This is a genomic window from Kitasatospora sp. NPDC127035, from assembly GCF_042726075.1.
Taxonomy (GTDB): Bacteria; Actinomycetota; Actinomycetes; order Streptomycetales; family Streptomycetaceae; genus Kitasatospora.
In genome coordinates, this window is record NZ_JBHXDN010000005.1 from 54,087 (window position 1) to 74,735 (window position 20,649).

At 76.0% G+C, this 20,649-nt stretch carries 15 protein-coding genes; 2 read left to right on the forward strand and 13 right to left on the reverse strand.

Annotated features, from left to right (window positions below):
* Positions 1-77: 77 nt before the first annotated feature.
* The gene (locus tag ACFWIC_RS04395) at positions 78-1,625 is read left to right on the forward strand and encodes an FAD-binding protein (protein ID WP_380515700.1); all 1,548 of its coding nucleotides are present in this window, start codon (positions 78-80) and stop codon (positions 1,623-1,625) included.
* Positions 1,626-1,683: 58 nt separating this feature from the next.
* Here the strand turns inward: ACFWIC_RS04395 and ACFWIC_RS04400 are convergent, their stop codons facing one another.
* The 11 genes from ACFWIC_RS04400 to ACFWIC_RS04450 all read right to left on the reverse strand — a co-directional run bounded on the left by ACFWIC_RS04400 (position 1,684) and on the right by ACFWIC_RS04450 (position 17,416).
* The gene (locus ACFWIC_RS04400) at positions 1,684-2,103 is read right to left on the reverse strand and encodes a GNAT family N-acetyltransferase (RefSeq protein ID WP_380353786.1); all 420 of its coding nucleotides are present in this window, start codon (positions 2,101-2,103) and stop codon (positions 1,684-1,686) included.
* Positions 2,104-2,273: 170 nt separating this feature from the next.
* Complete coding sequence (locus ACFWIC_RS04405; RefSeq protein ID WP_380515703.1) at positions 2,274-3,458, reverse strand: MFS transporter; 1,185 nt, start codon at positions 3,456-3,458, stop codon at positions 2,274-2,276.
* A gap of 156 nt (positions 3,459-3,614) precedes the next feature.
* On the reverse strand, positions 3,615-4,088 hold the full coding sequence (locus ACFWIC_RS04410) for an RrF2 family transcriptional regulator (RefSeq protein ID WP_380515907.1): 474 nt from the start codon (positions 4,086-4,088) through the stop codon (positions 3,615-3,617).
* 86 nt (positions 4,089-4,174) lie between these two features.
* Positions 4,175-7,102: a bpX6 domain-containing protein gene (locus ACFWIC_RS04415; protein WP_380515706.1), complete on the reverse strand. Its 2,928-nt coding sequence runs from the start codon at positions 7,100-7,102 to the stop codon at positions 4,175-4,177.
* Positions 7,099-8,781 carry a hypothetical protein gene (locus ACFWIC_RS04420; protein ID WP_380515709.1) on the reverse strand — a complete coding sequence of 561 codons (1,683 nt, stop codon included), beginning with the start codon at positions 8,779-8,781 and terminating at the stop codon, positions 7,099-7,101. The genes ACFWIC_RS04415 and ACFWIC_RS04420 overlap by 4 nt, the downstream gene beginning before the upstream one ends.
* A 65-nt stretch (positions 8,782-8,846) precedes the next feature.
* Positions 8,847-9,350: a hypothetical protein gene (locus tag ACFWIC_RS04425; RefSeq protein ID WP_380515712.1), complete on the reverse strand. Its 504-nt coding sequence runs from the start codon at positions 9,348-9,350 to the stop codon at positions 8,847-8,849.
* Positions 9,347-10,642, reverse strand: a complete 1,296-nt coding sequence (locus ACFWIC_RS04430; RefSeq protein WP_380515715.1) for an AAA family ATPase — start codon at positions 10,640-10,642, stop codon at positions 9,347-9,349. The genes ACFWIC_RS04425 and ACFWIC_RS04430 overlap by 4 nt, the downstream gene beginning before the upstream one ends.
* A 65-nt stretch (positions 10,643-10,707) precedes the next feature.
* On the reverse strand, positions 10,708-11,433 hold the full coding sequence (gene narI / locus ACFWIC_RS04435) for a respiratory nitrate reductase subunit gamma (RefSeq protein ID WP_329952761.1): 726 nt from the start codon (positions 11,431-11,433) through the stop codon (positions 10,708-10,710).
* 30 nt (positions 11,434-11,463) lie between these two features.
* Positions 11,464-12,087 carry a nitrate reductase molybdenum cofactor assembly chaperone gene (gene narJ / locus ACFWIC_RS04440; RefSeq protein ID WP_329881063.1) on the reverse strand — a complete coding sequence of 208 codons (624 nt, stop codon included), beginning with the start codon at positions 12,085-12,087 and terminating at the stop codon, positions 11,464-11,466.
* Complete coding sequence (gene narH / locus ACFWIC_RS04445) at positions 12,084-13,721, reverse strand: nitrate reductase subunit beta (protein ID WP_329952762.1); 1,638 nt, start codon at positions 13,719-13,721, stop codon at positions 12,084-12,086. Before narH ends, narJ begins: the two co-directional genes overlap by 4 nt.
* Entirely contained in the window at positions 13,721-17,416 is a 3,696-nt protein-coding gene (locus tag ACFWIC_RS04450) for a nitrate reductase subunit alpha (RefSeq protein ID WP_380515910.1), read from the reverse strand. Before ACFWIC_RS04450 ends, narH begins: the two co-directional genes overlap by 1 nt.
* 257 nt (positions 17,417-17,673) lie before the next feature.
* On the opposite strand from ACFWIC_RS04450, the gene ACFWIC_RS04455 reads away from it, so the two are divergent.
* On the forward strand, positions 17,674-18,657 hold the full coding sequence (locus tag ACFWIC_RS04455) for a tellurite resistance/C4-dicarboxylate transporter family protein (protein ID WP_380515719.1): 984 nt from the start codon (positions 17,674-17,676) through the stop codon (positions 18,655-18,657).
* Between the two features lie 149 nt (positions 18,658-18,806).
* On the opposite strand, the gene ACFWIC_RS04460 is transcribed toward ACFWIC_RS04455, so the two are convergent.
* Both ACFWIC_RS04460 and ACFWIC_RS04465 read right to left on the reverse strand, forming a co-directional pair.
* A complete protein-coding gene (locus tag ACFWIC_RS04460) occupies positions 18,807-19,727 on the reverse strand; it encodes an ABC transporter permease (RefSeq protein ID WP_380515722.1) in 921 nt (306 codons plus the stop codon).
* Positions 19,724-20,638, reverse strand: coding sequence for an ABC transporter ATP-binding protein (locus ACFWIC_RS04465; RefSeq protein WP_380353762.1), 915 nt, complete (start codon positions 20,636-20,638; stop codon positions 19,724-19,726). The genes ACFWIC_RS04460 and ACFWIC_RS04465 overlap by 4 nt, the downstream gene beginning before the upstream one ends.
* Between the last annotated feature and the right edge of the window lie 11 nt (positions 20,639-20,649).

The window sequence follows — 20,649 nt, forward strand, 5'->3', positions numbered from 1 at the left end:
GACCGATGACACGTGTACGCGCCGACGGCAATGCGATACAACACTGACAATATGACGATTGATCGGAGAAATCTGAAATGAGCAAGTCATCCCTGCCCCGCCGCGGTCTGCTCGTCGGCGCGGCGGCGACGGTGATCGGCTGGAACACCGTCGGCCGCTCCTGGGCCGTCGCCGCCGGGGACTCCGCTCCGGCCGGAACGCCCGCCACCGGGGCCGGTGCCGCCGGTGCGCCCGGCGTCGCGGCCGGCTCCGCCCTGGCCGCACTGCCGCGTCTGGACGGGACCGTGGTGGCCGATGCCGGCACGCTGGCGCGGTTCGGCGGGGACTTCGGGCACCTGGTGACCGCCGCGCCGCGCGCCGTCCTGCACCCCGGCTCGGTGCGGGACGTCGCCGAGGTGGTCGCCTTCGCCCGCCGGCACCGGATCCCGGTGGCGATGAACGGCCAGAGCGGCACCGGCGCCACGGCGGAGCTGGAGTCGCACTCCAGCTACGGGCAGGCGTCCGCCCGCGGCGGCATCGCGATCGACGCCCGCGGCCTGGACCGGATCGTCCGGATCACCCCCGGCCGGGCCGTGGTGGAGGCCGGCGTCACCTGGGCCCGACTGACCGAGGCCGCACTGGCCCAGGGCTGGACGCCCCCCTGCCTGACGGACTACCTGCACCTCTCCGTGGGCGGCACCCTGAGCGTCGGCGGGATCGGCGGCGGCGTCCAGCGGTTCGGGCTCCAGGTGGACACGGTCGAGTCGGTCGACGTGGTCACCGGCACCGGCCGCCTGGTCACCGCCTCCCGCACGTCCGAGCGCGAGCTGTTCGAGGCGGTCCTCGCCGGCGGCGGCCAGGCCGGCATCATCGTCCGCGCCACCGTGCGCCTGGTCCGGGCGCGCGAGCGGGCGCTCGTCTTCAACCTGTTCTACGACGACCTGTCCGCCTACCTCGCGGACCAGGAAAGGCTGATGGCCGAGCGTCGCTTCGACCTCCAGGTCGGCGAGGTCGTGCGGAACGCGGCCGGCACCGGCTGGCGCTACAAGGCGGAACTCGTCGCCCACTACGACGGCGCCGCCGTACCGGACCGGGCGGCCCTGCTGCGCGGCCTGCGCTGCGTCGCGGCCGAGACGACGGTGGTCGACCAGACGGCGCGCGAGTACGCGTTCCGGGTGGACGGCTTCGCCGGGTACCTGAAGGCCGCCGGCCTCTGGGCGCAGCCCAAGCCCTGGCTGAGCCTCTTCCTGCCCGCCTCGACGACCGCGACGTTCATGCGCGAGGCCACCGCGCTGCTCACGCCGGAGGACCTGGGCTCCGGGCTGCTGCTCTTCTACCCGTACCGGAAGGACGTGCTCACCCGCCCGATGGCCGTGATGCCGGACGAGCCGGTCGGCTTCCACTTCGACCTGCTCTCCTTCCCGGCCCCGGGCGCCGACCACGCCGCCGCGCTGCGGCGCAACCGCCGCCTGTACGACCGGGCGGTGGCGCTGGGCGGCACGCGGTACCTCATCGGCGCGATCCCGGACATGACCCGCTCCGACTGGCGGCGCCACTACGGCACCCGGTGGGGGCGCGCGGTGGCCGCCAAGCGCCGCTTCGACCCGGCGGGCATCCTCACCCCGGGCCAGGGCATCCACGCCTGACCGGCCGCGGGCCCCGTCCCGCCCCGCCCTTCGGCGGGACGGACCGGGGACGCCGCGCTCACACCAGGCGGTGCATGCCCACGGAGTACGGGGCCGTCTCCACGAAGCCGTACCTGGCGTAGAGACGGTGGGCGTCGCCGTCGGCGATGAGCGAGACGTAGGCGCCCTTGGGCGCGCGGTCCTCCAGCTCGGCGGTGAGCCGGGCCATGATCCGTGCGCCCAGGCCCCGGCCCTGGTGGGCGGGGAGCACGCAGACGTCGGCGATCTGGAACACCGATCCGCCGTCGCCGATGATCCGGCCCATGCCGACCGGCTCGCCGTCGAGGCGCACCGTCACGCCGAACCAGGTGTTCGGCAGCCCGGCGGCCACCGCCTCGGCCGGGCGGTCGCTCATGCCGGAGGCGGTGCGCAGGTGCCGGAAGGTCGCGACGTCCGGCACACCCGGCCGCACCTCGTAAGGGTTGGAATCGACATTCATGGATTACATGATAGTCAGGCCGACGCCACCCGACCACGGGCGGGACCCGACGGGGGAAGGCGGCCCGGTGTCGATGAACGCGGACCTGCCCCTACCCACCGGGACATCGTCCAGCCGTACGGCCTCGGCGACGAAGTGCACGATCACGGCCCCGGAGCCGCGACAGCTGCCTATCCGTGCCGGTCCGCGCGTGGGAGCGTCGCGGCCGTGAGGAGCAGGTACAGGAGGGCGAGCAGGGCCAGCCCGGTGGCGGTCGCGTACAGCGCGGCGGCGCCCGAGTGGACGGTCAGGCCGCCCGACAGGGTGCCCGCGCCGATCCCCGCGTAGATGGCGGACGAGTTCAGTGCGACGACCAGCGGCGCCTCCTGCGGCGCAGCGGCGATCAGCCGGTGCTGCTGCGGCGGCGTCTGGCACCAACTGCTCGCTCCCCAGGCCAGTGCGAGCAGCCCCACCAGCACCGGCGCGCGCGTGCCGCTCGCCGCCAGCAGGCCGAGCCCGCCCAGCGCGACCGCCATCACGAGGTAGCCGGCCGTCAGCACCCCCACCCCGCCCAGCCGGTCGGTGGCGAGCCCGGCCCCCAGGTTGCCGAGCACCGCGCCGACCCCGTACAGGCCCAGCGCCCACGCGGCGTCGCGGGCCGTCAGCCCCACCGCCGCCAGCGCCGGCACGCTGTACGCGTACACCGTGTACGCCGCCGCCATGCCCAGTGCCGTCAGCGGCAGGATCGCCCGCACCGCCGGCCGGCGCAGCACCGCCAGGCGCTCGCGCAGCGCCACCGCCGGACCGCCGGGCAGCGCCGGCAGCAGCAGGGCAACGGCCCCGGCGGCGGCCAGGGCCAGACCGGCCACCGCCGCCAGCGCCCACCGCCACCCCGTCCACTGACCGGCCAGCCCGCCCAGCGGCACCCCGAGCGCGGTCGCCGCCGTCAGCCCGCCCACCACCACGGCCAGCGCCCTGGCCCGCCGTTCCGGGCGGGCCAGGGAGGCCGCGACCGCCCCCGCGTTGGGCGTGAACGCCGCCGCGGCCCCGGCCGCCGCCACGCGGGTGGCGAGCAGCGCGGCGAAGGTCGGTGCGAGCGCGGAGGCCAGGTTGGCCGCCCCGAGCCCGGCCAGTGCCGTGACCAGCAGCGTCCGGCGCGGGACCCGGGCGGTCAGGGTGGCGAGCACCGGGGAGAGCAGGGCGTAGGCCGCCGCGAAGACCGTCACCGCCTGTCCGGCGGCCGACGTCGAGACGCCGAGGTCGGCGGCCAGTTCGGGCAGGAAGCCGGCCACCACGAACGCGTCGGTGCCGACGGCGAAGGTGCCGAGGGCGAGCACCGGAACCACCCCGGCACGGCCGCCTCGGGGTTCGGCCACCGCCGCCCGCGTTAACGAGACATCAGACATCCCGATTCTCCTTCGTGGAAGGCCCGGCCGGACGGCCGGGCCGCATCGGTTCGGGCCAGGTCGATTCGGGCCAGGTCGATTCGGGGGTGCAATGAACAGGACGGCGCCGGGCAGGCCGGTGCGGCGTCAGGAACCGAGGCGCTCGTGGAAGCGGCGCATGCGCGCCGGGGCTCCCGCCGGACTGGCGGCGAGCAGGTCGGCGACGGTCTGCGCGGCCAGTTCGCGCCGCCACGCCAGCTCCGCACGCCGCATCGCCCCGGCGACGCCGCACGGCTTGGCGAAGTCGCTCGCCGCCGCCTCCGCTCCCGCGCCCCGCTGCCGGATCTCCGTGCACCGGAACGCCTCGGTGGCGCCCTCCACTGCGGCCACCACCTCCATCAGCGTGATCCGCTCCGGCGCCCGGGCCAGCCGGTACCCGCCCCGCGCGCCCGCCACCGACGCCAGCACCCCGGCCCGCACCAGCGGCTGCAACCGCTTCTTCAGGTACACCGGCGGAAGCTCGAAGATCTCCGCCAACCGCCCTGCCGGAATCGGCGCCTGCTCATCGAGCCACGCCAACGCCAGACAGCAGTGCAGGCCCCACTCCACACCCTCACCCATCAGCACAATCGGGATACTACACGTCCCCGTTACCGCCCCTCATGCCGCCGGGTCGCCTCGCCGACCGGCCGCCCCGCTCCGCTCCGTCAGACGGTCACCCGGACGTTGGCCAGGAGGGTGGCGCCGTCGGCCGAGGTGGCGAGGACGCGGCCGGAGCGGTGCCGGTAGGTGACCGCCCCGGCGTGGCGGCGGACGCCGATCCGCGACGGGTCGGCGTCCGGGAAGACCGCGGTGAGGGCGGGCCCCCGGGCCGGGCCGGTGCCGGCGTGGAGCCGCAGGCCGGCGCCGTCGGGCAGCGGCACGGTCACGGCCCAGTGGTCGCCGTCGGTGGCGGGGGCGTCCGAGGCCGCACCGTCGAGTCGCAGTCGGACGGTCGGCAGGCCGGAGGTCCAGCAGAGGGTGGTGGTCCCCGGGGCCTCCCCGGTCGGCGCCGAGGCGGCGAGCAGGCCGCCCGCGGCGAGGGCGGCGGGTTCGAGGTGCGGCTCGGCCAGGGCGTCGTCCACCCGGAGGCGGGCCCGCAGCTCCCAGCCGGGCAGGTCCCAGCGCCAGACCTCGGTGAACGGGGAACCGTCGGGAAGGGAGGACCGGACGACGGCCGCGCAGCCTCCGGGCGTGCGGTTGATGCGGCCCACCAGCCTCTGCCCCACCACGAGTTCGCGCCAGACGACGGACGGACGGGGTGCCAGGGTGTCGAGCACCGCGATGCCGTCCGCGTCCTCGGTGATCAGGTGCCGGCCGTCGAAGGAGGACGCGAACTGCCGGGCGCGCAGGGTGGTCCAGGGGCGGACGGCGCGGGTGACGAGGTCGAGGCGGGACACCTCCCGGAGGTCGCCGTAGTCGGCGACCAGCAGGGCGACGGCGCCGTGGTCGGCGAGGACCAGCCGGTCGGCGGGCGTGTCCCAGGACGCCCGGGTGCGGCCGTCCGGTCCGATCAGCCGCACTCCCGCCTGGCCGCAGGCGACCAGCAGCAGGCCCGAGGCGAGCAGCGCCGCGTCCAGGACCGGGAGCGTGCCGGGCCGGTCGGCGGCGGTGTACGCGGGGGTGACGCCCGCCGGGCGCGGCGCGGGCCGCGGGCGGGCCAGGTCCTCGGCGACCAGCGGGTCGGCGCGGAGCAGGAGCCGGTCGAGGAGGGCGTCCGCGGCGCGGGCGCCCGGCCCGGCGTCCGGCCCGCCGATTCCGCCGTCGCGGACGGCCGCCAGGGCGGCGGCGGTGGCGAGTTCACGGTCGGCGGCGGGGTCGGCGGCGGGCAACTCGGCCAGGGTGGCGGCGAGCGCGGTCCGGCCGCTGCTGCGCGGGTCGCCGTCGCCGTCGAGGACGGCGCGGGCGAACGCCCGGGTGGACTGCCCGACGCCGAGCGCCAGCAGGTGGGGCAGCGCCCGGCCCCGGTCGGGCCCGCCGAGGGCGACCGCGTCGCGCAGGTCGGCGACGACCGAGGGGCGCAGCGCCTCGTCCGGCCAGGCCGCCTCGACGGCGCCGAGCCGGTCGCCGGCCGCGCGGCGGTGTTCGGCCCAGGCGGCGCGCAGTTCGCGGCCGGCCGACGGGTCGGTGGCGGCGAGGCGGACGACGGCCGCGGCGAACGCGGACCTGCGGTGGGCGGTGCGGACGGCGCGGTCGCGTTCGCCGGCCCGCCACCAGAGGCGGACCACCAGTTCGGCGGCGAGGTCGCGCCCCTCGGCGAGTTCGGCGGCCTGGGCGGAGCGGTCGTGCCGGTCGAGCAGGGCGACCGCCTCGGCGGGCGCGTCGAGCAGGTCGGCGAGGACGAACGCGGCCTCGTCGATCCGGCCCGCCTTCTCCAGCCGCTCGGCGGCGTGCCGGTAGAGGGCGGTGAGGTGCTGGTGCGAGGTGGGGCCGTGGAACGGTGAGGCCACGGCGAGGGCATCGCTGCGCGGGGTGGCGCGCAGGGCGCCGGTGAAGCGCCGGGGCAGGCCCAGCGAGAGCCAGGGCCGCCCGGTGTCGTCGGAGGCGCGCGCGGCGAGCGGCAGGGCGTCGCGCAGGGCGTCGTCCCAGCGGCGCTGTTCGAAGGCCCGGGTCAGCTCGCGCAGGTAGCGGAGGTGCCGGCGGTGGAGCGACCGGGCCGCCGGGGTCCGCAGGGTGAGGCGGGCGAGCAGGTGGCGGAGGACGGGACGGCGGGTGCGGGCGGACCTGCGGGCGGACCCGCGGGCGGGGCCGGTCGCGGCTCCCGTGGCCGCCCCGGCGGTGGCCCCGGTGGCGGCGTTCCCACCTTCCGCGCCACCGCGGTGGCCGCCCCGGTCGCCGCGGATCAGGTGGTAGGCGACCGTCAGGACGAACCAGAGGGCGAACAGTCCGACGATGCGCGGCCCCTGGTCCACGACCAGGTGGGCCCGGTCGGAGAACAGGACCAGCCAGCCGACGCCCAGCAGGACGAGGGCGGTGGCCAGGTACGCGAGCCGGCCGGCGGGCGTGGCCCGGACGGCGCGGACGGGCCCCTTCCAGGAGCCCTGCCCGGACGGGGCCTCGGAGCCGCCGGTCTCGGCGGCGAGCCGGCCGGCCCGTACTGAGGGCGGCAGGATGCCCGCCGCCGCCCGCAGGTCCGGGCGCGGGCGCGTCGGCACGGCGTCCACGACGGGTGCGGCCTCGGGCCCCGCGGCGGCGCCGACCGGGCGCGGGCGGTGCAGGGTGAGACCGGCCGGGGACAGCCAGCCGGACGGGTCCGTCGCCGTCAGGCCGGCGAGGGGCCGGGTGATCGTCCGTCCGGCCTCGACGAGGACGAGCCGGCCGGGGCCGGACGGTCCTTCGGCCGCCCCGAACGCGGCGAGCGTGCCGTCGGCCGCCGCCCGCAGCGGCAGCCCGGGGGCCCGGTCGCCCCGGACCGCCACGGGTTCGGCCAGGACCAACAGCCAGCGACCGTCCGGAAGTTCACGCAGCTCGGTGCCGTCCCGCCAGTGCGCCAGGACGCGGTGGACGGCCTCCGCCCGGCCGATCACGGGCACGTCGAGGACGAACCCGGCGGCGGTGACGGTGGCGCGCGGGGAGAGTGCCGTGCCGGGGCTCACCGGTTGCTCCAGAGGAAGTGGCGGATCCGGCCGGTGACGGCGTCGCCGATCACGATCCGGCCGGAGGCCGTCTCGGCGGCGATCAGCGGCAGGGTGGGGTGCAGGGCCGGCTGGGTCGGGCCGCCGGAGAACCGGCTCAGCGTGCGGACGCCGTCGGCGCGGACCGCCCGCAGCGTGCGCACGCCGGGCGACCAGGTGATCAGCGCGGGCTCGCGGCGGTCGTGGACCAGACCGAGCACCTCGGCGTTCTCCCGGAAGGAGAGCCGCCGTTCGTCACCGAGCCTGGTCCAGACCGTCCACCTCTTGCCGTCCTCGGACCAGGCGACGGTGCCTCCCGCGTGCAGCAGGTGCCTGGCCCGGGCGGCGTCGGGCTGCAACCTCCGCTCGAAGAGCCGCGGTTCGCGGAACCGGTTGAAGTGGCTCGGGCTCTCGGCGCCCCGGCCGACCGGCCCGTCGTCGGTGACCGTGCCGTCGGCCGCGAGCCGCCGCCAGCGGCCGGCGACCGGCAGGAGCAGGTCGCCGCCGGTGCGCAGCAGCGGCAGGAGCGGCCGGGTCAGCAGTCGCGCCAGCTCCGCCCCGTCGAGGCCGAGGTCGGCCGGATCGGCCCGGTAGTCGCCGGGCGAGCCGAACGGACGGCCGCTGACGTACGGGATCAGGTGCCCCTTGCGGAGCTGGAGGGCGATCAGCCGCCGGCCGGCCCGCCCGGCGGCGACCACCGGCCCGTGCAGCCGGTGCCGCTTCGCCCGGAGGACGGTGGGATGCAGGTGGTCGGTGTCCGGGATGCCGACGGCCAGCAGGACGTCCGTGCTCGCGCCCCGGGCGACCAGGGTGCGGGACTCGGTGGTGAAGGCGGGCAGCGCTCCCCCGGTCGCGCCGAAGGCCTCGGACGGGGGGACGGCCGGCGGGGCGTCGGGGCCGCTGCGGCGGAACTCCGCGCCGCGCAGTGCCCGGACGGCGATCTCGCCGGCGGGCAGGGCCAGTTCGACCTGGGACCGGTCGATCAGCACGGTGACGTGGGTGGCGCCGGCCGTGCCCCAGCGGGTCGTCTCGCTCGTCAGCACCCGGGGCCGGGCGGGGAGGCGGGCGGCGAGCCGGGGTGAGGTGAGCAGCCAGGCGCGGTCGGCGGCGTCCAGTGCCTGCCGGGCGCGGTCCACGTCCTCGGGCGTCGGGTCGGCGGGCCGGCGCGAGCGCAGCCAGGCGGGCAGCAGCTCGGCGAGGTCCCCCGTGAGCCACCGGTCGGGCGGGTCGCCGAGGACGCCCACGACGAGTTCGGTGCCGCGTACGGCGGCCCGCCGGTGCAGGACGAGCAGCGCGGCGAGCTGGACCAGTCGGCCGGGCCCGGCCTGGGCGGGCCCGGTGTCGACCAGTGCGACGGTCCGGCCCCGGCTGACCGGGGTGCGCAACTCGGCTGCGAGGTAGAGGAGTTCACGGTCCGCGAAGCGGCGGAGGAACTCGTCGGGGTACTCCTCGGCGAGCAGCCATTCGGTGGGCAGCAGCTGGTCCGGCCGGCCGGTCCGGCCGAGGCCGCCGAGCCCCTCCGGGCTGCCCGGGCCGTCGGCCACCGGCTCGCGCTCGCCCACCAGGGAGTCGAGGTGGCGCAGCAACGGCCCGAGCGCGAGGGCGAGTTCGGGGGTGAGCGCGGACAGCGTGCCCGCCCAGGGCGCCAGCCCGACGGGCATCCGGCCGGGCCCCGCAACTCGCCCGGCCCCCACCGTTCGCCCGGCCTCCACCGGCGCCCCGGCGGTCACCGGGCGGCCCTCCGGATGTACGGGGTGAGAGCCTCGGGGTCGGTCGCGGGGGCGGGCGGGGCGGCGACGAGGGCGTGGCCGGGGGTGAGGACGCAGAGCTGTCCGGCCTCGGCGCCGAGGGCGGTGCGCCAGAGGACGGCGGCGGGGACGGGCCGGGCGGTGGTCGGCACCAGGAGCCCGCCGTCGTGGCCGAGGTAGCGGGCGCCGTCCGCCCAGGGGAGGTCGTCCTCGGCGCCGAGGACGAGCAGTGCGGTGTCGTCGGCGAGGACGCCGAGCCGGGCGCCGTCGGCGATCCGGTCCCGGGTGGCGGCGGCCAGCGCGGGGACCGCCTCGTCGGTGGCGAGGACGGCGGCGGCGGTGAGCGGCGGTTCGCGGCGCTCCCAGCCGAGTCTGACGGCGGGCGGCGCGGCGGGAGCGACGGCGGGCGCGACGGAGGGCGGTGCGGCGGGAGCGACGGCCGGAGACGGGGCCGACGGGGCGTCGGGCGGCACGGTGGTCACGAGGGCGCGACCGCCGCGACCAGCTCGGCCCGTATGCCGGCCAGGCCGGCGGGCAGGTCCGCGGGGGCGAACCCGGCGTCGATCTCCCGCAGGGCGGCCTCCAGCCGGAGCCGCGCGTCGCGGCCCCCGGGCAGCTCGCGGTGGGCGGCGAGCAGCTCGGCCCCGGTGCGGGTGAGCCGTTCGGCGCGTGCGGCCGAACTGCGCGACAGTTCCTCGGCGGCGTGCACGAGGCTCTGGTTGGCGGCCTTCTCGATGAGGTCGCCGAGGGTGTCGCGGGCGAGCGCCTGGGTGTCGGCGGTCGGGGCGATCAGCGGCAGCACCCACAGGTCGCGGGCGGAGGCGGTGGTACGGCCGTCCAGGACGGCGGCGGCGGCGACCAGCCGTTGCGAACGGACGGCCCGCCGGTCGCCGATCGGCACGCCGGCGGCGCGCAGCCGGCGCAGCGCGGCGCCGAGCAGCGGGGTGACGTCGTCCAGGTCGCAGGTGCGGGCGGCGACGGCGAGCCGGTCGAGGGCGCCGAGCAGGTCGGTGGGCCGGACGGGGGCGGCGGCGGGCCTGCGCCCGGCCTCCAGCAGTTCCTCCAGCCGGGCGTCGGCGACCGGCTCCACGAAGACGCGGGCGAGGAAGCGGTCGGCGAAGGCGGCGAGCGCGGGGTCGTCCGGCAGGTGGTTGGCGGCGCCGACACAGACCCGCAGCGGGCTGGCGAGGACGGTTCCGCCGCGCCGGAAGACGCGGTCGTTGAGCAGGCCGAGCAGGGTGTTGAGGACGGCCGTGGAGCCGAGGAAGACCTCGTCGAGGAAGGCGATGTCGGCCTCGGGCAGCATGCCGGCGGTCTCGAACTCGACCCGGCCCTCGCGCAGGCTGCGCAGGTCGACGGGGCCGAACAGCTCGTTGGGTTCGGTGAACCGGCCGAGCAGGTACTCGAAGTAGCGTCCGCCGAGCTGCGCGGCGACCCGGCGAACGGCCTCGGACTTGGCGGTGCCGGGCGGGCCGACGACCAGCAGGTGCTCGCCGGCGACCGCGCAGAGCGCCACGACCTCGGCCACCGTCTCACGGTCGATCATGCCCCGGCCGGCGGCGGCCACGGCGGCGCCGATCAGTTCGGCGTCCGGCCGGAGCGCGGCGGCGGGGTCGCCCGCCGGGTCGCCCGCCCGGCCGTCCACCAAGTCGCCCGCGAGGCCGTCCGCGAGGCCGTCCGCACAGGAGGGCGCAGGTACGGGCGCAGGTACGGGCTCGGATGCGGGTGCGGGCTCGGCCGTGCGGGCGGCGGTCGGGATGCTGGTGTCGGTCACGAGCACCGGAGTCTACGGTGGCCGCACCGGGGGCGACCAGCGGTTTCGGAGGGGGCCGGAGGGGGTCAGTACTTGATCCGCTCCCAGCCCCGCTTCGGCGCCCGGTCGGCGAGCTGCTCCGGGTCGCGGCTGCGGTAGACGATGTAGGGGCGGAACAGGTACTGCACGGGGGCGCTGAACATGTGGACCAGGCGGGTGTACGGCAGCAGGGCGAACAGCGCCAGGCCGACCACCGCGTGGAGCCTGAACGCGAGCGGGACGTCGGCCATCAGCCCGACGTCGGGCCGGAGGGTGAACAGGCTGCGGGCCCACGGGGCGATGGTGGTGCGGTAGTCGTACCCCTCGCTCACCGAGGAGTGCATCAGCTTGGCGACCAGCCCCAGGACGATCGCACCCAGCAGCACGACGTACATCAGTTTGTCGTTGCGGGTGGTGGCGCGGAACACGGCCGCGTTGCGGCGCCGGCGGTAGAGCAGCATCAGGATCCCGGCCACCGCCAGGGACCCGGCCGCGCAGCCCGCGAAGAGCGACACCAGGTGGTAGGCGTGCTCGTCCAGGCCGACGGCGTCCGTCCACGAGGCGGGGACGAACAGGCCCATCAGATGGCCGGCGAGGACGAAGAGGATGCCGTAGTGGAACATCGGCGAGGCGATGTTCAGCAGCCGCGACTCGTAGATCTCGGAGGAGCGGGTGGTCCAGCCGAACTTGTCGTAGCGGTACCGCCAGACCAGGCCGGAGACCAGCAGCACGGCGGCCAGGTACGGCAGCACGCCCCAGAGGAAGGTGTTCATCGGAGGAAGGTGTTCATCGGCGGACTCCGCTCAGGAGGGCAGGACGGGGAGCAGGCCGAGGTGGCCGTAGGGCGGGTCCGCGTCCAGGCCCACCTGCTCGCGCGGCGGCCCGCTGCGGGCGAGTGCCCGGGCGGCGGCCCGGTCCTTGGGGGACGGTCCGGGCAGGGTCGCGCAGACGGCGACGAGGACGTCGGCGTACGGCGTGCCGTGCTCGGTGAGGGCGAGCCGCAGGAGTTCGAGGGCCGGCCGGTGCTCGCGCAGCAGCGCGTCCGAGCCGGTGGCGGCCGCGAACTCCAGGACCGCGGGCAGGAAGTCGGGGAGCTCCTCGTCGGTGAACTCCAGGCCGTGCGCCCGGTAGACCTCCTTGAACCGGACCAGGGCCTCGCCGCGCCGCCGGGTGTCGCCGTCGGTCCACCAGCTGAGGTGGAGGCTGTGGCGCTGGGTGAAGTCGAAGGTCTCGACGTAGTCGGCGGCGAGTTCGGGGGCGGAGCGCGTCCCGGCGCGGGCGAGGAAGGCGCGCAGCGGTTCGGCGGCGGGGTGGCGGACCGGCCGGAGCTCCGCCGCCAGCAGCCGGAGGGTACCGGGGGCGTCCCGGTCGGGGTAGCAGAGCAGTACGGCGGCGGCCCGGCGCACCAGGGCGAGGTCCTCGGTCACCGGGGTTCCTCCTCGTCGGTCCGGTCGGCGGTCTGGCGTCTGCGCAGGGCGTGGAAGCTCTCGATCGTCACCATCGGCAGGGTCCGCCGGCCGGAGTCGGCACCGACGGGCCCGTCGGCGCCGTCCGGCCCCATGCCCGGCCCCCCTTCGTGGTCGAGTCCGCAGCCGGTGGGGACGGCGGACTCCTCCAGCCGCTCGGCGTCGGCCCGCGCGGCGGTCGGGATGACGTACCGGTCCTCGTACTTGGCGACGGCGAGCAGCCGGAACAGCTCGTCGATCTGCGGACCGTCGAGACCGACGGCCCGGGCCGCGGCGAGGTCGGGCTCCCGGCCGAGGTTGACGGAGCGCATGTACGAGCGCATCGCGACGAGCCGGTCGAGGGCCGCGCGGACCGGGCGGGTGTCGCCCGCGGTGAACAGTTCGGCGAGGTATTCGAGCGGGATCCGCAGGGCGTCGATCGCACCGAAGAGGTTGCCGGGGTCCTCCCCGTCGTGGCCGCTCCGGGCGACCTCCTCGACGACCGGGGAGAGCGGCGGGATGTACCAGACCATGGGCATCGTCCGGTACTCCGGGTGGAGCGGCAGTGCGACCCGGTAGGTGCTGATGAGGGTGTGGACCGGCGAGCGGCGGGCGGCCTCGATCCAGTCGTGCGGGATGCCGTCGCGCTCGGCGGCCCGCCGCACCTCGGGGTCGGCCGGGTCGAGGAAGACACCCAACTGCGCTTCGTAGAGGTCGTGTTCGTCGGCCACGGAGGCGGCGGCGGCCACCCGGTCGGCGTCGTAGAGCATGACGCCGAGGTAGCGCAGCCGACCGACGCAGGTCTCGGAGCAGACGGTGGGCAGGCCGACCTCGACGCGCGGGTAGCAGAAGGTGCACTTCTCGGCCTTGCCGGTGCGGTGGTTGAAGTAGATCTTCTTGTACGGGCAGCCGGTCACGCACTGGCGCCAGCCCCGGCAGCCGTCCTGGTCGACGAGGACGATGCCGTCCTCCTCGCGCTTGTAGATCGCGCCGGACGGGCAGGCGGCGACGCAGGACGGGTTGAGGCAGTGTTCGCAGATCCGGGGCAGGTAGAACATGAAGCTCTGCTCGAACTCGAAGCGGATCCGGCGGCCCGCCTCGGTGCGCATCCGCTCCACGTTGGGGTCCTCGGGCCCGTACGTGGGCGCGCCGCCGAGGTCGTCGTCCCAGTTGGGCGACCACTCGACCGTCATCGGTTTGCCGGTGACGAGCGAGTGCGGGCGGGCGACGGGGTAGTCGTCGCCGAGCGGCGCGTCGGTGAGGGCCCGGTAGTCGTACGTCCAGGGCTCGTAGTAGTCCCGGAGGGTGGGGAGCACGGGGTTGGCGAAGATCGAGGCCAGCTTGAACAGCCGGCTGCCCTGCCTGAGCCGGAGCCGGCCCCGCCGGTCGAGCCGCCAGCCGCCCCGCCACTTCTCCTGGTCCTCGTAGCGGCGCGGGTAGCCGAGTCCGGGGCGGGTCTCGACGTTGTTGAACCAGGCGTACTCCATGCCCTGCCGGTTGGTCCAGGTCTGTTTGCAGGTGACGGAACAGGTGTGGCAGCCGATGCACTTGTCGAGGTTCATGACCATGGCGACCTGGGCCATGACGCGTCCGACGGGAGCTTCACGCTGGGGCATCAGTACCGCACCTCCTGGCTGCGGCGGCGGATCACCGTCACCTCGTCACGCTGGTTCCCGGTCGGGCCGAGGTAGTTGAACGCCCACGAGAGCTGGGCGTAGCCGCCGATCAGGTGGGTCGGTTTGAGCAGCACCCGGGTCAGCGAGTTGTGGATGCCGCCGCGCCGCCCGGTGGTCTCCGACCGGGGGACGTTGACGGTGCGTTCCTGGGCGTGGTGCATGTAGACCGTGCCGGGCGGCATGCGGTGGGAGACGACCGCGCGGGCGACGACGACGCCGTTGCGGTTGACGGCCTCGATCCAGTCGTTGTCCTCGACGCCGATGGCCGCCGCGTCCTCGACCGACATCCAGACGACCTGTCCGCCCCGCGAGAGGGCGAGCATGAAGAGGTTGTCCTGGTACTCGGAGTGGATCGACCACTTGTTGTGCGGGGTGAGGTAGCGGACCGTCACCTCCCGCTGCCCGTCCGGTCCGAGGGCGGGTTCGCCGAACAGCCGGTGCATGTCCAGCGGCGGCCGGTAGACGGGCAGCGCCTCCCCCAGCTCGTGCATCCAGTCGTGGTCGACGAAGAAGTGCTGCCGGCCGCTGAGCGTGTGCCAGGGCTTGAGGTGCTCCGTGTTGAGGGTGAACGGGCTGTAGCGGCGTCCGCCCGCCTCGCTGCCGGACCACTCGGGCGAGGTGATCACCGGGACCGGCGCGGCCTGGGTGTCGGCGTAGCCGATCCGCCGGCCCTCGTGCTCGGCGGCGAGGTGCGCCATCTGCTGCCCCGTACGGGCCTCCAGGGTGCGGAACCCCTGGGTGGCCAGCCGGCCGTTGGTGGTGCCGGACAGTGCCAGCACGGTGTCGGCCGCCTTGACGGCGGTGTCCAGCGCGGGGCGGCCGTCGGCGGGGCCGCCGCGGACCACCCCGTTGAGGCGCCTGAGGTACTCGACCTCCTCGTCCGGCCGCAGGGCGATGCCCTTGGCGGGCAGGCCGAGCCGTTCCACCAGCGGGCCGAGGGCCGCCATCTTGGCCCCGATCGCGGTGTAGTCGCGTTCGACGACGGTCAGGTTCGGCAGGGTCGCGCCGGGCACCGGCGCGCACTCCCCCCGGCGCCAGTCCAGGGCGACGCCGCCGGGCTGCGCCGTCTCGCCGGGGGTGTCGTGCTGGAACGGGGTGGCGACCAGGTCGTGCCGGGTGCCGAGGTGGTCGCGCGCCAGCTCGCTGAAGCGCCCGGCGATCGCGTGGAAGGCCTCGAAGTCGGTGCGCGCCTGCCAGGGCGGGTCGATCGCCGGGGTGAAGGCGTGCACGTACGGGTGCATGTCGGTGGAGGAGAGGTCGTGCTTCTCGTACCAGGTCGCGGCGGGCAGCACGACGTCCGACAGCAGCGTCGACGAGGTCATCCGGAAGTCCAGCGAGAGCAGCAGGTCGAGCTTCCCCTCCGGTGCCTCCTCGTGCCAGCGGACGTCGCGGGGGCGGACCGACTCGTCGGCCTCGCGGGCGCGCAGCGAGGAGTGGGTGCCCAGCAGGTGCCGGGTGAAGTACTCGGCGCCCTTGCCGGAGGAGCCGAGCAGGTTGGCCCGCCACAGCGTCATCACCCGGGGCCAGTTGGCGGGGGCGTCCGGGTCCTCGCAGGCGAACCCGAGCCGCCCGGCGGCGAGTTCGTCGACCACGTGGTCCTTCGGGTCGCGGCCCCGGGCCCGGGCCTCGTCGACCAGGTCGAGCGGGTTGCGGTCGAAGGTCGGGTAGGACGGCATCCAGCCGAGCCGGGCCGAACGGGCCAGCAGGTCGACGGTGGCCAGGCCGCGGAACCGGCCGGTGCCGAGCGGGGACGCGAGGACGTCCGCGGAGAAGGTGTCGTAGCGCCACTGGTCGGTGTGGAGGAAGAACCACCCGGTGCCGATCATCTGCCGGGGCGGGCGGGCCCAGTCGGCGGCGCCGGCCAGGGTCGCCCAGCCGGTCGACGGGCGGCACTTCTCCTGGCCGACGTAGTGCGCCCAGCCCCCGCCGTTGCGGCCCTGGCAGCCGGTGAGGGTCAGCAGGGCGAGGAACGTGCGGTAGATCGTCTCGGAGTGGAACCAGTGGTTGGTCCCGGCGCCCATCAGGATCATGCACCGGCCCTCGGACTCCTCGGCCGTCCGCGCGAACTCCCGTGCCACGCGCACCGCCTGGGCCGCCGGCACGGAGGTGTGCAGCTCCTGCCAGGCGGGGGTGCCGGGCGTTCGCCCGTCGTCGTAGGAGGACGGCCAGTGCCCCGGCAGGTCGGCGCGGCCGACCCCGTACTGGGCGAGCAGGAGGTCGTACACGGTGGTGACCAGCGGCCCGTCCGGGCCGCCGAGCCTGGTCGCGGGCACACCCCGGCGGACGGTCTCGCCGCGGCCCTGGCCGTGCTCGCCGCCCTCGGTGCCGAAGCGCGGCAGCAGCACCTCCACGGGCTCCGCGGCCCCGTCCGCGTACAGCGACAGGCGCGGGCGGACGTCCTGGAGGTCGAGGTTCCACCGGCCCTTGCCGGACTCGGTCCAGCGGAAGCCGAGCGAGCCGTTGGGCACGGCCGGGCGCCCGGTCGCCTCGTCGAGCACGGCGAGCTTCCACTCGGCGCCCTCTCCGGTGTCGCCCAGGTCGCTCGCCCGGACGAACTTGTCGGCCACGAACGCCCCGTCCCGGGCGGTGAGCGTGACCAGGAACGGCAGGTCGGTGAAGCGGCGGACGTAGTCCTCGAAGAACGGCGTCGGCCGGTCCACGAAGAACTCGCGCAGGATCACGTGCCCCATCGCGAAGGCGAGCGCGCCGTCCGTCCCCGGGTGCGGGTGCATCCACTCGTCGGCGAACTTGGTGTTGTCCGCGTAGTCCGGGGAGACGGCCACCACCTTCTGGCCCCGGTAGCGGGCCTCGGCCATCCAGTGCGCGTCCGGGGTCCGCGTGACGGGCACGTTGGAGCCCCACATCATCAGGTAGGCGGCGTCCCACCAGTCACCCGACTCCGGGACGTCGGTCTGGTCGCCGAACACCTGCGGCGAGGCGACCGGCAGGTCCGCGTACCAGTCGTAGAAGGAGAGCATCGGGGCGCCGATGAGGGAGTGGAAGCGGGCGCCCGCCGCGTGCGACACCATCGACATCGCGGGGATCGGCGAGAACCCGGCGATCCGGTCCGGGCCGTACTGCCTGACGGTGTGGACGTGCGCGGCGGCGATGATCTCCACCGCCTCGTCCCAGCTCGCCCGGACGAGCCCGCCCTTGCCACGGGCCCTCTGGTAGGCGCGGCGGCGCTCCGGATCCGCCTGGATGTCGGCCCAGGCCAGCACCGGGTCCTTCAGCCGGCCCAGCGCCTCGCGGTACAGCTCCAGCAGCGTCCCGCGCACGTACGGGTAGCGCACCCGGGTGGGCGAGTAGGTGTACCAGGAGAAGGCGGCGCCGCGCGGGCAGCCGCGCGGCTCGTACTCGGGCCGGTCCGGGCCGACGGACGGGTAGTCGGTGGCCTGGGTCTCCCAGGTGATGATCCCGTCCTTGACGTAGACCTTCCAGCGGCACGACCCGGTGCAGTTGACGCCGTGGGTGGAGTGGACGACCTTGTCGTGGCTCCAGCGGTCCCGGTAGAAGGCGTCCGACTCGCGTCCGCCGGTGATCCGCACGCTGTGCAGGTCGGCCGCCGCCGTCCCGGGGCGGAAGAACCGGCCGGCCCGCAGCAGCGTGGCCCCCGGCTCGCCCGCCGGCCGCACCTCGCCGGTTCCGCCCGCCGGCCCCGGCTCGCTCGTCGGCTCGCGCACCTGGCACCTTCCCGTTCCGGACCCGCCCGTGGGGCCATCGAACCCGAGGGCGGCCCGGCGCGCGCGGCGGGAGGTCCCATCGGGTGGGCGGCCTCCCCGCACTGGGCCTTCCCGTCCGACCCCGCCCTGTTCCGTCCCGCCCCGCCCCGTCCCGTCCGACCGGCGTGCGGGGGCGTTCCGACTGGCGGGACCGGCGCGCGGGCGCTGCGATGGAGGTCATGAACGAGCCCAGCGACCGCCGGTGGGCCGCGCCGCCCCCGGGGGCCGGCGCGGTGGTGATGGCGACCGGGATCATCTCGGTCGGCTTCCACCTCACCGGCTTCGACGTGCTCTCGACGGTGGCGCTCGTCCTGGCCGCGGCGATCTGGCTGCTCCTCGCGGCCGGCTTCGCCGCGCTGCTGGTCGGCGACCGGCGGGGCTGGACCTCCCTCGCGCGGACCCCGCCCGCCCTCACGGCGGTGGCCGCCACCGACGTGCTCGGCGTCCGGCTCGACCTGCTGGGCTGGACCGGGACGGCCGCCGCGCTGCTCGTCCTCGCCACCGCGGCCTGGCCGGTCCTGCTGACGGCGGTGCTGCGCCACCTCGGGCGGCGGATGCCGGGCGCGGCGTTCCTGATCTGCGTCGCCACCCAGGGCCTCGCCGTACTGGCCGCCGTCCTCGCCCCGCAGACCACCGACTGGCTCGCCCGGGCGGCCCTGCTGCTGTTCCTGCTGGGGCTGGTCCTGTACGGGGACGCGCTGTTCCGCTTCGACCTCCGCCAGGTGGCGACGGGGGCCGGCGACCACTGGGTCGCGGGCGGGGCCATGGCCATCTCCGCCCTCGCCGGTTCCAAGCTGCTCGCGTCGGGGGTCTGGTCGGGGACGGCGCGCTCCGTCCTGCGGACGACCACCCTCGTCCTGCTCGCACTCGCGCTCGCCTGGTACCTGGTCCTGCTCTGCGCCGAACTCCTGCGCCCCCGGACCGGGTACGACCTGCGCCGCTGGTCCACGGTCTTCCCGCTGGGCATGACCGCCGTGGCGTGCCTCTCCACGGCCGCCGCCGCGCGGGTGCCCTGGCTGGACACGCTCGGCCGCCCGCTGCTGTGGGTCGCCGCGGCGGTCTGGCTGCTCACCGCCTGGGGGGCGGTCCGCCGGGTCCGGCGGGTCCGCCCGCCGCGGCGGACCGGGGAGCCCGTCGCCGTCCGGGACGGCTGACCCCGCGAGGTCCCGGCGGCCCTCCGGCCGGGCCGCCCGGGGCCTCACGGGCTCCCGGCTCGCGCGCTCCGGGCCGCCGGGCAGCCGGGCAGCCGGGCAGCCGGGCTGCCGGGGGCCGCCGGGCTGCCGGGCTGCCTGCGGCGCGGGCCTCACAGGTCCCGGCGGCGCAGGACGATCACGGCGACCAGCAGGGAGAGGACCGGCCAGGCCGCGTACGCCGCCCAGGAACCGCCGACCGTCGCCGGGTACGGCGGGAGGAGCGTCTCCGTCAGGTCGACCCTGGCCAGCCGCTGCCAGGCGGTGAGCGGCATGGCGTGCCCGACGAGGGCCGTCCAGCGGTTGCTCTCGGAGAAGGACGCCGGGGCCAGGAAGAGCAGCAGGACCGTGGTGACCACGGTGCCCGCGGCGTGCCGGATCAGGACGCCCAGAGCCAGGCCGACGAACGCGCAGACCGGGGCCAGCAGCGCGGCGGCCGACACGACCCGCAGAGCGCCGGGGTCGGTGATCGACAGACCGAGGTGCCGGCCCGACAGGATCGCCTGGCCGAAGCCGAACGACACGCCCGCGGTGAGGCCGCCGTAGCCGAGCATGACCACCGCCAGGACGGACGCCTTGGCCGTCACCACCGCGCGGCGGTCGGGGACGGCCGCGAGCGTGGTGCGGATCATCCCCGTGGCGTACTCGCTGACGATCACGACGGCGCCGACGCTGCCGGCGACGATCATCACGATGTCGGCGGCGAACACGGTGAACGAGGCGTTCGTCGCGGCCCACGAGGCCCCGGCCGCCGACACCGGGTCGTCGGGGGTGGTGTGGTCGTAGGTGTACTTCGCGGCCTTGAGGTTGGCGCCGATGACGACCAGGGCGCTCACGCCCAGCACCCACGGCATCGAGCGGAGCGACCAGAACCTGATCCACTCGGCGGCGAACAGGTCGCGGAACCGGGCGCGGGGCTCGGTGCCGGCCCGGGGCACGGTGGCGGTCCGGGGATCGGTGGCGGTCCGGGGCCTGGGCGGGGCGCCGGCCGGCGCGCTCACCGGGGCGCCGATCGGAGTGGTGGGCGCGCTCATCGGTGGTCTCCTGCGGCGTACTCGACGCTGTCGGCGGTGAGTTCCCTGAAGGCGTCCTCCAGGGAGGCCGCACGGGTGGTCAGCTCCTGGACCAGGAGCCTTCGTTCGAGGGCGAGTTCGCCGATCCGGCTCGCGTCGAGGCCCGTCACGGTGAGCGAACCGTCACCGCCCTCCGGCCGGACGGTGCCGCCCGCGGCCCTCAGCACGGCCGCGAGCGCGGCGGGTTCGGCGGTACGGACGGACACGGCCTGCCGGGTGCCGCGGGCGGCGAACTCCGCCACGCTCTCGGCGGCGATCAGCTCGCCGCGCCCGATGACCACCAGCCGGTCCGCGGTGTGCTCCATCTCGCTCATCAGATGGCTGGAGACGAACACCGTCCGGCCCTCGGCCGCGAGGCGTCGGAACAGGCCGCGCACCCAGAACACCCCCTCCGGGTCCAGCCCGTTGAGCGGCTCGTCGAACAGCAGCACCGGCGGATCCCCGAGCAGCGCCGTCGCGATGCCGAGCCGCTGCCTCATACCGAGCGAGTACCCGCCGATCCGGCGGCCCGCCGCCCCGGCCAGCCCGACCTCCTCCAGCACCTCGTCCACCCGGCCGCGCGGCAGCGCGTTGCTCCGGGCCAGTGCCCGCAGATGGGCCCGGCCGCTGCGACCCCCGTGGACGTCGCCCGCGTCGAGCAGGGCGCCGACGTGGCGCAGACCGCGCGGCCGGTCCCGGAACGGGCGGCCGTCGACGGTGACGGTGCCGCCGGTGGGGTCGTTGAGACCCAGGACCATGCGCAGGGTGGTGCTCTTGCCGGCGCCGTTCGGCCCGAGGAAGCCGGTGACGTGGCCGGGGTGGACGGTGAAGGTGAGGCCGTCGACCGCGGTGGTGCGGCCGAAGCGCTTCGTCAGTTCACGGACTTCGATCATGGGCTCAACGG